Origin of the sequence: Leptospira bourretii (assembly GCF_004770145.1) — a bacterium.
Taxonomy (GTDB): Bacteria; Spirochaetota; Leptospiria; order Leptospirales; family Leptospiraceae; genus Leptospira_A; species Leptospira_A bourretii.
Genome location: NZ_RQFW01000019.1, coordinates 351,974 through 363,876, shown reverse-complemented (window position 1 = coordinate 363,876; position 11,903 = coordinate 351,974). Strand labels below are relative to the sequence as shown.

The 11,903-nt window shown below is 35.7% G+C and carries 11 protein-coding genes; all 11 read left to right on the top strand.

Annotated features, from left to right (window positions below; translation table 11 throughout):
* Window positions 1-10: 10 nt before the first annotated feature.
* The gene (gene fcl, locus EHQ47_RS16065) at window positions 11-967 is read left to right on the top strand and encodes a GDP-L-fucose synthase (protein ID WP_135748742.1); all 957 of its coding nucleotides are present in this window, start codon (window positions 11-13) and stop codon (window positions 965-967) included.
* Window positions 968-980: 13 nt separating this feature from the next.
* Window positions 981-1,970, top strand: a complete 990-nt coding sequence (gene pseB, locus EHQ47_RS16060) for a UDP-N-acetylglucosamine 4,6-dehydratase (inverting) (protein ID WP_135748741.1) — start codon at window positions 981-983, stop codon at window positions 1,968-1,970.
* Window positions 1,971-1,982: 12 nt separating this feature from the next.
* Entirely contained in the window at window positions 1,983-3,140 is a 1,158-nt protein-coding gene (gene pseC / locus EHQ47_RS16055) for a UDP-4-amino-4,6-dideoxy-N-acetyl-beta-L-altrosamine transaminase (protein WP_135777566.1), read from the top strand.
* Window positions 3,137-3,835 (top strand): pseudaminic acid cytidylyltransferase, encoded by a 699-nt coding sequence (gene pseF / locus EHQ47_RS16050; RefSeq protein ID WP_135748739.1) that lies wholly within the window; start codon window positions 3,137-3,139, stop codon window positions 3,833-3,835. Before pseC ends, pseF begins: the two co-directional genes overlap by 4 nt.
* Complete coding sequence (locus EHQ47_RS16045; protein WP_135748738.1) at window positions 3,832-4,746, top strand: glycosyl transferase; 915 nt, start codon at window positions 3,832-3,834, stop codon at window positions 4,744-4,746. Before pseF ends, EHQ47_RS16045 begins: the two co-directional genes overlap by 4 nt.
* A 252-nt stretch (window positions 4,747-4,998) precedes the next feature.
* Window positions 4,999-5,835 (top strand): methionyl-tRNA formyltransferase, encoded by an 837-nt coding sequence (locus EHQ47_RS16040; RefSeq protein ID WP_135777565.1) that lies wholly within the window; start codon window positions 4,999-5,001, stop codon window positions 5,833-5,835.
* Between the two features lie 243 nt (window positions 5,836-6,078).
* Window positions 6,079-7,125 carry a pseudaminic acid synthase gene (gene pseI, locus EHQ47_RS16035; RefSeq protein ID WP_135748736.1) on the top strand — a complete coding sequence of 349 codons (1,047 nt, stop codon included), beginning with the start codon at window positions 6,079-6,081 and terminating at the stop codon, window positions 7,123-7,125.
* Complete coding sequence (locus tag EHQ47_RS16030) at window positions 7,122-8,912, top strand: capsule biosynthesis protein (RefSeq protein WP_135750023.1); 1,791 nt, start codon at window positions 7,122-7,124, stop codon at window positions 8,910-8,912. The genes pseI and EHQ47_RS16030 overlap by 4 nt, the downstream gene beginning before the upstream one ends.
* Window positions 8,913-8,926: 14 nt before the next feature.
* Entirely contained in the window at window positions 8,927-9,955 is a 1,029-nt protein-coding gene (locus tag EHQ47_RS16025) for a phytanoyl-CoA dioxygenase family protein (protein WP_135777564.1), read from the top strand.
* 18 nt (window positions 9,956-9,973) lie between these two features.
* A complete protein-coding gene (rfbF, locus tag EHQ47_RS16020) occupies window positions 9,974-10,747 on the top strand; it encodes a glucose-1-phosphate cytidylyltransferase (protein ID WP_135747430.1) in 774 nt (257 codons plus the stop codon).
* A complete protein-coding gene (gene rfbG, locus EHQ47_RS16015; RefSeq protein WP_135777563.1) occupies window positions 10,738-11,808 on the top strand; it encodes a CDP-glucose 4,6-dehydratase in 1,071 nt (356 codons plus the stop codon). Before rfbF ends, rfbG begins: the two co-directional genes overlap by 10 nt.
* Window positions 11,809-11,903 lie beyond the last annotated feature (95 nt).

The following is an 11,903-nucleotide window of genomic DNA, read 5'->3' as shown; positions in this document are numbered from 1 at the left end:
AAATATCGTTATGAATAAAAATTCTAAAATATATGTCGCAGGTCACAAAGGTTTGGTAGGTTCAGCCCTTGTTCGAGTATTGAATCGACAAGGTTTTTCGAATGTGATTGGTAGAACCAGGAAGGAACTCGACCTAACCAATCAGTCTGAGGTGAACCAGTTTTTTGAAGCAGAAAGACCGGAGTATGTTTTTTTGGCAGCTGCAAAAGTAGGAGGGATTCATGCGAATGATACCTATCCAGCAGAATTCATATTTTCTAACCTACAGATCCAAAACAATATCATTGATGCAACTTATCGTTACGAAGGGAAAAAGTTGTGTTTTCTTGGATCCTCTTGTATTTATCCAAAATTTGCAAAACAACCTATGGACGAAGGGCAACTGTTAGATGGAAAGTTGGAACCAACGAATGAACCGTATGCCGTTGCTAAAATTGCAGGTATTGTTATGTGTCAAAGTTATAACAGACAATACGGAACAGAGTTTTTCTCTGTGATGCCCACAAACCTTTATGGGCCAGGAGATAATTATCATCCACAAAATTCCCATGTTTTGCCGGCGCTTCTCCGAAGGTTTCATGAAGCAAAAGTAAACAATCTATCTGAAGTTGTGATTTGGGGAACAGGGAATCCTTTGCGTGAATTTTTGTTTTCGGATGATATGGCGAGAGCCTGTGTGTTTTTGATGCAGAACTATAATGAGTTTCGAGAGACCCGTGGTGGTGAACACGTAAATGTTGGCTCCGGGATTGAAGTGAGTATCCGGGAACTTGCTGAAACACTAAAAGATGTTGTTGGTTATCAAGGGAAATTGACTTTCGATTTGACCAAACCCGATGGAACTCCAAGAAAATTATTGGATGTTTCGAAATTACATCGAATGGGTTGGAAACATGAAGTTGAGTTAAGAGAAGGGATCAAATTAGCATATGATGATTTCCTTTTGAATGGTGGAGTAGAAAGGTAAAAAAGGGAAAAATATGAGTGTAAAATCGATACTAGTAACTGGTGGGACGGGATCTTTTGGGAAAAGATTTATACTAAGATTAATTCAAGCATATCCAGACGTAAAACGTATTGTTGTTTTTTCTCGCGATGAATTGAAACAGTATGAGATGTCTCTTGAATTTCCAAGCGATGAATATCCGCAAATTCGGTTTTTTATTGGTGATGTCAGAGATAAATCTCGGCTACTATATGCTTTGGAAGGGATTGATACTGTAATTCATGCCGCTGCTCTGAAACAAGTCCCAGCAGCAGAATACAATCCATTTGAAGCAATCAAAACAAATGTGTTAGGTGCACAGAATTTAATTGAGGCTTGTATTGAAAAAGGTGTAAAAAATGTGGTTGCACTTTCGACTGACAAGGCTGCTGCACCAATTAATTTATATGGTGCCACCAAGTTATGCAGTGATAAACTGTTTATTGCTGCTAACTTATATAAAGGAAATCATGATATTAAGTTCTCCGTTGTCAGGTATGGAAATGTGATGGGATCTCGAGGATCGGTGATTCCGTTTTTTCAAAAACACAAAGAGAAAGGTTTTTTACCAATCACTCACCCTGAAATGACTCGATTTAACATCACTTTAGATGAAGGTGTGGATTTAGTATTTTATGCAATGGAGAATATGTGGGGAGGAGAGATCTTTGTACCAAAAATTCCAAGTTACAGAATTCTCGACGTTGCTGAGGCAGTGGCACCCGGAATTGAAACAAGGATCGTTGGGATTCGTCCAGGCGAAAAGTTACACGAAGAAATGATTACCGAAACCGATGCACTCAGCACTTTGGAGTTTGAAAAATATTTTGTCATTCTTCCGTCATTTACACCGAAGTGGGAAATAAAAGAATTTCTGACCCATTTTAAAGGGAAATATTGTAAGGAAGGTTTTCAATACAATAGTGGAAAAAACAACGAATGGTTGTCTGTCGAAGATCTTAAAAAGATGATAAAGAACTTATAGTAGGTTTGAATCATGAAAAAAATTTCATATGGAATGCATTCGATTTCTCCTGCTGATATTGAATCAGTTATTAATACACTCAAATCAGATTTTCTTACCCAAGGTCCAGCTGTTGCCAAGTTTGAAGAAAAATTTGCTAAATATGTTGGAAGCAAATATGCGGTAGCTGTGACAAATGGAACAGCAGCACTTCATCTGGCTGTTCTAGCTCTTGGTTTGAAACCTGGAAAAAAAGTAATTACTTCACCTATATCTTTTGTCGCCTCTTCGAACTCTGTATTGTATGTAGGAGGTGAAATAGATTTTGCTGATATAGATTCTGCCTCAGGTTTAATCGATATCAATTCGCTTGAAGAACGAATCAAATCGGGTGGGCCAGATTCTTATTCCGGTATTATTGCCGTTGATTTTGCCGGTAATCCGGTAAATTTAGAAAAATTACGCATCGTCGCAAAAAAATATAATCTTTGGATCATTGAAGATGCTTGCCATTCTCCAGGTGGATTTTTTACAACATCGGACTCTCGAAGATCACTCTGCGGAAGTTGCGAATTTAACGATATATCAATCTTTTCATTTCATCCAGTTAAACACATCGCCACAGGTGAAGGAGGAATGTTAACAACGAATTCAGAGGAACTTTATGAAAAGTTGTTAGTTCTTCGGACTCATGGAATCACACGTGAAAAAGGAAAGTTCTTAAATTCAAGTGAAGATATAGAAATGGGGCCTTGGTATTATGAAATGCAGTCTCTTGGTTATAACTATCGTATGCCTGATATTTTAGCGTCATTAGGAACTTCTCAGTTGGAAAGGGCGGATAAAAATATAGAAAGAAGACATGAAATTGCTAAATTGTATGATGAAGGGTTTAAAAATTCAGAAATTGTGCCACTCGTAAAATTTAACGAAGGGCATGCCTATCATTTGTATGTGATACAATCTGAAAAACGTACAAAGATATACAATGTTTTAGTTGAAAATGAAATTTTTCCACAGATACATTATATTCCAATCCATTTGCAACCTTACTACAAAGGATTGGGATTTTCAAAAGGTGATTTTCCAAATGCAGAAAATTACTATAAGAAAGCATTGAGTTTGCCAATGTTTCCTACTTTAGAAGACCAAGACATCCAGAGAATAATAGAGATTGTAATTGGAGTATGAATTCAATTCTTGCAATCATAACTGCTCGTGGTGGAAGCAAAAGAATTCCACGTAAAAATATCAAAGATTTTTGCGGGAAACCTATCATTGCTTATCCAATAAATTTGGCATTAGAATCAAAAATATTTCACAATGTAATCGTATCTACTGATGATTTGGAAATAAAGAAAATCTCAGAAAATTATGGGGCGGAAGTTCCTTTTCTTCGAAGTGCCAAAACCTCTGATGATTTTGCAACAACCTCTGATGTTCTTGTCGAAGTTTTAAATACCTATGAGAATCAATTGGGAAAAAAATTTGATTTTGCTTGCTGTATCTATCCGACTTCACCATTACTTAAACAAGAGTATCTAGTGAAAGCACTCGATTTACTTAAATCAAAAGATGCGGATTCGGTATTCCCAATAATTCGTTATTCTTCTCCAATTCAACGAGCCTTAATTGAAAATCCAATGGGATTTATAGAAATGATCCAGCCTGAAAATATGCAGGTCCGCTCACAAGATTTGCAGCCGGCTTTTTTTGATGCGGGTCAATTTTATTTTTTTAATGTTAAGTCATTCCTGTTAAAAAGGAAAATGTGGACTGAACGTTCTGTTGGTTTAGAGATTTCAGATTTAGAGGCTCAAGATATAGATAATGAGTCAGATTGGAAAATTGCAGAACTTAAATATAAGCTCCTATTTTCGACATGAAGTATGTTATATTTACCGAGGCGTTTAAAGCAAGTGGTCTTGGACATTTGGGAAGATGTACGGCCCTTGCAGAAATACTAATAGAAAAAGGTTCTAAGGATGTGTGTATTGTTCTAGATACAGATGATTCTTTGCCTGATTGGTCGTATTCATTTCCAGTTTACAAAGAAAACTGGAAGGACATCCCAACCCTTGAAAAATTTCTTACTGAGTTTTCATTAGTAAAATCCAGAAAAAGTTTAGTGGTTTATGTTGATTCATATTTAGCTCCAGTTTCCATTTATGAAGAGTTAAAAAAGCATTCTGATGAATTGGTTTGTATCGATGATTACCACCGAATTTCTTATCCGGTTGGATCGACGATATTAAATCCTGGTTTTCCAGGTTTGTTTATCAATTATGATAAATCTAAATACAAAGTAATTACTGGAAAAAATGAAGTTCTCTTGAGGAAACCTTTCCGAGCGAGATTTGAGATTCCCAAGCGAAATAATCCTCTTCGTAAGGTTCTGATAACCTTGGGAGGAACAGATCCTCATCTTTATTCTGAGGTTTTTTTGAATCTTCTTTGTAAGGAATTTCCTGATTTAGAAAAACATCTTGTCATTGGACCTGGTTTTTTGAATGAGAAGGAATTGGTTTCTCTATCAGATTCGAATACGTTTTTATATAAAAACCTGTCTGCATTAGAAATGCGTGATCTGATGTTAAAGATGGATTTTGCAATTACTGCCGGAGGGCAGACAACGTATGAATTGGATCGATGTGGACTTCCTATGCTAATGATTAAAACAGCAGATAACCAAGTCGGAAATATTCGGGGTTTTGTTGAATACCAAGGTGTTAAGGAAATAAAGGAACCGGGTGAAGTTGTCAAATTATTGAGAGAAATGGGAAACCAGGTAAAATAACAACAAAATAGCCTTCGGAATTCAAGATACAAAAAACTAGATGATGGATCCACCACAGTTGGATGCTCCTATTAATAAATACGACAATCGTTCTTTTGAGTATAAGTTTCTCTAAATGGATGTGTTGAAGTTTAATAGGGCAGTCGAAGAATAGATTCTTTGGTTGCATTCAAAATGGTTTTTACAACCAAAGAGAAATAGATATGCAAATTTCTTGGACATTGAATTCGATTTTTAGGTAAAAAGTTTCATATGAATATATTTGCTGGTTTTGGAACATTAGGATTTGTAGTGTTAAAAGAGCTACTAGAGAATGGGTATCAGTTTGATTTGATACTTACCCATAAAGATGGCTCTGGAGAATCAGTGGATTTATTGTCTTCGAAGAACGGCATTGATTTTTCCTATTCAGATTTGCGAACTGATCTTCTTCTTTTGAATGAGTTGAAGGAAGAAAAGATAAATTTTCTTATCAGTGTAAACTATCGTTACATAATCCCTAAAATAATTCTAGAAAATTCCTCCTATCCGTTGAACATCCACGGATCGCTACTCCCAAAATATCGAGGAAGGACACCACATGTATGGGCAATCATCAACGGAGAATCCAAAACTGGAATAACATGCCATATAATGGAAGAGTCTGTTGATACAGGAGACATCTACCACCAAATAGAAGTGGAGATAGCGGATGAAGATACTGGAAATGATATCATACAGAAATTTAAAGAAATTTATCCTGTCTGTCTAACTGAATCTTTAAAAAAAATTCACCAAGGTATTAAACCTATTCCACAAGTTGAAGCGGATGCTACTTATTTTGGGAAACGAATACCTGAAATGGGATATGTAGATTTTACTAAAGATAAAAAATCTCTAATAAATTTCATTCGTGCCCAGTCAAAGCCTTATCCTGGAGCTTATTGTTACCTAGCAGATGGTCGGAAACTAATCGTTCATAGAGCAGTGGCTTTGGATTTATCTCAACCAGTGTTAAATTCGATTGGTTTAATTTTTAAAGAAAACAATCAGTTCGTAGCAAGAGTGAAAGATGGGTTCTTAGCTTTCACTGATTTTGAAATAGGTTAGAATAGCGACATATGGATCTATTGATTGTACAATATATCAATAAGAACATAACTTTCTCCTTATCCGCGAAACAGTTTTAGATTCAGTCAATGATATTAAAATTAGAACGTTAAGAAATGAATTCGTAGAAAGAAAAAATCGGGAATTGGAAAGTAAATGAAAAAATCAATCATATTGTTGGGTACTAAACTAAACCAAGTCGAAATATCCAATGGACGTTGAATGAATCATTTATAAAAAATTATGATTAAAATTGCAAATGTAGAAATTTCAAGATCAAGTAAACCTTTCATCATCGCAGAAATGTCAGGTAACCATAATCACTCCCTTGAGCGAGCTTTTGAGATCGTTGATGCTGCAGCAAATTCAGGTGCGCATGCACTTAAATTGCAAACTTACACAGCAGATACGATTACAATTGATAAATCAGATGGTGAGTTTTTTATTTCTGATCCCAAAAGTCTATGGAAAGGTGAATCACTTCACAATCTTTATAAAAAAGCTTATACACCTTGGGAATGGCACAAACCTATTATGGAAAGGTGCAAAGAAAAAGGTATTCTCTGTTTTAGTAGTCCTTTCGACTTTACGGCTGTAGATTTTTTAGAAGAATTAAATGTTCCTGCATATAAAATAGCTTCGTTTGAAAATATTGATATTCCTTTGATAAAAAAAGTCGCAAACACGGGAAAGCCGATTATCATTTCAACCGGAATGGCGCAAATTCAAGAAATTGCAGATGCTGTGGATGCCATCATTAGCACTGGGAATCGCCAAATCGTTCTTTTGAAATGCACGAGTACATATCCAGCCACACCTGAGTCTACGAATATTCTAACGATTCCACATATGAGAGATCTGTTCGGTTGTGAGATAGGACTCTCTGATCATACCATGGGGATTGGGGTGGCGGTAGCGAGTGTTGCTTTAGGTGCAACCATTATAGAAAAACATTTCACCCTTTCTCGAGCAGATGGTGGGGTGGACTCGGTCTTTTCGATGGAGCCAGCAGAAATGAAAGCTTTGGTCGAGGAAACAGAGAGAGCCTGGTTGGGTCTAGGAAAGATCAGTTATGGACCAACTGAAAAGGAAAAGGCATCATTGGTTTTTCGAAGATCTTTGTATATAGTTGAGGATATGAAAGCTGGTGATGTGGTGACTGAGAAAAATGTCAGAAGCATCAGACCCGGGTATGGTATGCCGCCAAAGTTTTACGATCTTGTGATTGGAAAAAGAATCAATCAAGACGTGAAGAGGGGAACTGGACTGAGTTGGGAGATGTTAGGGTGAAGATTTTAATTTATTCACCTTTTTCGGCAATCTGGACACATTCTTTTCCTGAAGCAAGTATTGCGGATGCATTAATTCAAGAAGGAAATGAGGTCTTGTTTATCCATTGCGATCGAATTTTTTCTGAATATTGTGTCGCTATGAGTGCTCATGGCTTGAATCAGTTTTCAGAAAAAACAGATAAACAAACAATCTGCGAACGTTGCAATGAACTTCGAGATGTAATAAATAGCAGATTCAAATTTGACAGCAGAAAAATTGAATCTTATTTATCGTCAGAAGATAAATCCAGTATAGAAAGAATAATTAACTCATTACCATATGAATCATTCGAATCCTTCCAGTTGAATGGTATTCCTTTGGGAAGAATTGCATTATATGAGGTATTACTGCAATATAAGAAAAGTGATTTGAATTTTAATGAAAAGGAATGGGAAAGTTGTAAAATAAATCTAAGAAATACTCTTTATAGTTATTTTGCATCTTTAAAAATCCTAGAAAGAGAGAAACCAGATAGGATACTTATCTACAATACCCTTTATGCTGTAAACCAAACCTTAAAAGTTATTGGAAATCAAAAAGACATTCCAGTTTATTTCCTTCATGCTGGCGAAAATTTGTCTAACAGATTATCTACGATGATCGTTTCGTTGAATACTACTTTTGAATATAGGAGGGAATTGATTTCAAAGTGGGATCAATTTAAAAACTCTACCTGCACACAAGTAGAAGCAAATTCGGTTAAAGATCATTTTCTTACGCTATTTCAAGGGAAACATTTTTTAGCTTATTCTCAACCAGTCCAATCCACAATTTCAGTTAGAGAATTTTTTAAAATATCTCCCAGTCAAAAAATAATTGTCGCTACAATGAGTAGTTACGATGAAAGATTCGCAGGAGAAACCATTGGAGAATTAAAAAAACCAAAATCTTTAATTTTTAATTCTCAAATTGAATGGATTTCTGAGTTAATAAAGTACTTTAAAAACCATCCAGATTTATTTCTAATTATTAGAGTTCATCCTAGAGAATTTCCGAACAAAAGAGAAGGGGTTCGATCGAAACACTCACTTGAATTGGAAGAAATTTTCAATGAATTACCAAACAATACTGCAATCAATTGGCCAACAGACAATCTTTCCATCTATGACTTAGCAAAGGAAACAGATTTGTTTTTAAATGCTTGGTCGAGTGTAGGTGAGGAGATGAGCCTTTTTGGTATACCTGTATTGATTTACTCTCCAGAATTATTACTTTATCCCGCAGAACTAAATTACGTAGCTACAAACAAGACAGATTATTTTGAAAAACTTTGTATTGCGCTCAAAGATGGGTTAAGCTTTGAGAACACTAAAAAAGCCTTCCGTTGGTATGCACTTAGACTTTATAAACCTGTTTTTAAAATTTCAAATGATTTTCATCATCATGAAGATCCTACTTTGCTCTCTGGGAATTTTTTGCAAAAGTTGAAAGCTAGATTTGTTTCAAAAAAATCGGAACTTTTTGGGCTTGTATCCCAAGACTTCAAAAGAAGAAATTTTAATTATTCTTACGATTTAGGGTCCTATAAAAAAATGAAGGACGGAGCAGGGTTAACCTCCGTAATCACCAATAAACTTGCTACAAAACTGGATTTGATTAAAAAAGACGAGCTGAAAGTAAATCGACGAGAAGAACGTGAGATACGAGATACAATGAATAAAATCTTGTCAGTTTTGTTTGATCTTGATTTTGAGAAGGATAAGGGTTTGTATAAATTTTGGAATGATAATAAAAAAATGAAATAGGCGGTGGTAAATAAATGTTTCAAACGCTCAAAAAAATGTTAAGAGTTCTTCGTAAGTTAGTTGAAGTGAGGCGAGGTTTTATTGAATTTAAAAAAACTGGAAACACTCCCCCCGAAGCTTATTCTCAAATGATCAATCTTTTTTGCGAAACAAAAGGTTATTCAAATGATATAATTCACCAAATTATAAAAACCCCTAAGAGAAAATTTCCTTCATCAAGTGGGATATTAGGAAATTATGCCAAAGATGATATTGGAAAAATCACAAGTATATTGAGGGAAAAAGGATACTATATTTTTGAACAAGGAATAAGTGATGAAATTGGAAACTACTTGTTTGAGTTAGGCTGTAATACCGACCTTGCTGAGCGACCACTCGATTCGGACGGATATAAAGATAAAACAGTTCATTCGAAATTCAATCCAACTCTAGTCCCAAAAACAATTCGTTACGATTTTGATGAACAAATGTTAATTAATGATCCAATTGTTCAAAAAATCCTGACAGATTTTTCTATTTTAAGTGTTGCGCAGAGTTATTTGGGTTGTTTGCCGAAAGCAGATGTAACCGGGATGTGGTGGCATACTGATTTTTCCAAAGAACCAAACGCTGAGGCTGCGACTATGTGGCACTTTGATATGGATAGAGTGAAGTGGTTAAAATTCTTTTTTTACCTTACTGATGTTACACCTGAAACGGGGCCACATTGTTTTATCGAAGGTTCTCATAGAACCAAAGGTATTCCAAAACATTTATTGAAACATGGGTATGCAAGACTAACGGATAAGGATGTAGATGAGTATTATCCTAAAGAAAAATATATTGAATACAACGCAAAAAAGTTTACAGTTATCGCAGAAGATACAAGAGGATTACATAAGGGAAAAGCATTAATCAAAGGTAGTCGATTGATTTTTCAAACACAATTTAGTGACCATCTTTTTGGAGGAACTTATTCTTCGAAAAAAATTGTTAGATTTGCCAATCCGGAAATTGAAGAGTTTATTAAATCAAATAATGATATTTATGAGAGATTCCTATGAACAAAGGATTTTATTAATTTGAAAGCAGTCATCTTAGCAGGAGGTCTTGGAACAAGAATCTCCGAAGAAACCCATATAAAGCCAAAACCCATGATCGAAATCGGGGGCAAACCTATTCTTTGGCATATAATGAAGTTGTTTTCTCATTTTGGAGTGAATGATTTTATTATTTGCTGTGGTTATAAAGGATATATAATCAAAGAATATTTTGCTAATTATTTTTTACATATGTCGGATGTTACATTTGATATGAGTAATAACAAGATGGAAGTTCATGAACAAAATGCAGAACCATGGAAGGTAACTCTTGTTGATACAGGTGAGAACACCTTAACCGGTGGCCGTCTCAAAAGAGTCGCTAAATACTTACAAAACGAAAAAGCATTTTGTTTCACCTATGGTGACGGTGTATCTAACATAGATATTAAAAAGGAAATAGAGTTTCACTTTGGGCATGGAAAATTAGCTACCGTTGCCGCAGTGCAACCCCCAGGTAGATACGGTTCTTTGTCAATGACTGGTGATTTGGTTGATGGGTTTGTAGAAAAACCCAAAGGAGATGGTGGTTTCATCAATGGTGGCTTTTTTGTACTTTCTCCCAAGGTTATTGATTTCATATCTGGAGATGAAAGCAGCTGGGAAGGGGACCCTCTAGAAAAAATTGCAAAAAGTCGGGAGCTGATGGCCTTTCAACATTCTGGTTTTTGGCAGCCTATGGATACTCTTAGGGATAAAAATCATCTGGAAGAACTTTGGAGTTTGGGAAAGGCTCCTTGGAAATTATGGGATTAGAGAATCATTTTTGGAAGGGAAAATCTGTTTTTATAACAGGTCACACTGGATTTAAAGGATCATGGCTTGCCTTATGGCTAAGTTCACTGGGTGCAAATGTTCATGGATATTCTCTAACGGCACCAACTAATCCTAATTTGTTTTCGTTAATTGGTGTCGAACCTTTGTTAACATCTCATACAATCGGGGATGTTCGTGATTACGAAAATCTTTCGAAAAAATTAAAACAAAGCCAGGCTGAGGTCGTCTTTCATATGGCAGCTCAGCCTTTGGTACGTAGATCCTATGCTGATCCAATCGAAACTTATTCTACAAATGTGATGGGAACAGTGAATGTTTTAGAATCAGTTCGACATTCTGAGTCTGTAAAAGCTGTTGTTAACATTACTACTGATAAGTGTTATGAAAATCAGGAATGGGTTTGGGCTTATCGAGAAAATGAGCCGATGGGCGGGTATGACCCTTATTCCAATAGCAAAGGATGTTCGGAATTGGTGACTTCTGCATACAGAAATTCCTTCTTTTTAAAACAGGGAGTTCGCTTAGCAAGTGCTAGAGCGGGAAATGTTATCGGTGGTGGGGATTGGTCGGAGGATCGATTGGTCCCGGATATTCTTGCATCCATTCTAAACCAGAAGATTGTAAAAATAAGAAATCCGAATGCAATTCGTCCTTGGCAACATGTACTAGAACCTCTTTCCGGTTACCTTTGTCTGGCAGAAAAATTGTATAAGGATGATGATCAAAAGTATTCCAGCGGTTGGAATTTTGGTCCTAAAGAAGATGATGCAAAACCTGTTTCGTGGATTGTTGATCGATTAACTAAACAAATGGGAAAAAAAGACGCATGGGAAGTAGACGAGAGTCCAAAACTTCATGAAGCCAATTATTTGAAATTAGATTGTTCGAAAGCAAAACACCATCTGAACTGGGAACCTCGATGGAGTTTAAGTAATGCTATTGAAAAAATTGCAGAGTGGTATGAAGCTTATCAAAAGAATGCAGATATGCGAGAGATATGTTTAAAACAAATTTCTGAATACCAAACGACTAAGGGTTGATTCTTCGTTTCATTTGTCCTCTTTAAATATGCTAACTCTATTGTTTTTTTGACCTCCAGGCAACATTTGGTTGCTTTTTGTTAGTGTCTCAAAAA

Coding starts and splice junctions, on each gene's coding strand:
- pseF (WP_135748739.1), top strand. CDS start 3,137: ATGAATTCAATTCTTGCAATCATAACTGCTCGTGGTGGAAGCAAAAGA.
- EHQ47_RS16045 (WP_135748738.1), top strand. CDS start 3,832: ATGAAGTATGTTATATTTACCGAGGCGTTTAAAGCAAGTGGTCTTGGA.
- pseI (WP_135748736.1), top strand. CDS start 6,079: ATGATTAAAATTGCAAATGTAGAAATTTCAAGATCAAGTAAACCTTTC.
- fcl (WP_135748742.1), top strand. CDS start 11: ATGAATAAAAATTCTAAAATATATGTCGCAGGTCACAAAGGTTTGGTA.
- EHQ47_RS16040 (WP_135777565.1), top strand. CDS start 4,999: ATGAATATATTTGCTGGTTTTGGAACATTAGGATTTGTAGTGTTAAAA.
- pseC (WP_135777566.1), top strand. CDS start 1,983: ATGAAAAAAATTTCATATGGAATGCATTCGATTTCTCCTGCTGATATT.
- rfbG (WP_135777563.1), top strand. CDS start 10,738: ATGGGATTAGAGAATCATTTTTGGAAGGGAAAATCTGTTTTTATAACA.
- pseB (WP_135748741.1), top strand. CDS start 981: ATGAGTGTAAAATCGATACTAGTAACTGGTGGGACGGGATCTTTTGGG.
- EHQ47_RS16025 (WP_135777564.1), top strand. CDS start 8,927: ATGTTTCAAACGCTCAAAAAAATGTTAAGAGTTCTTCGTAAGTTAGTT.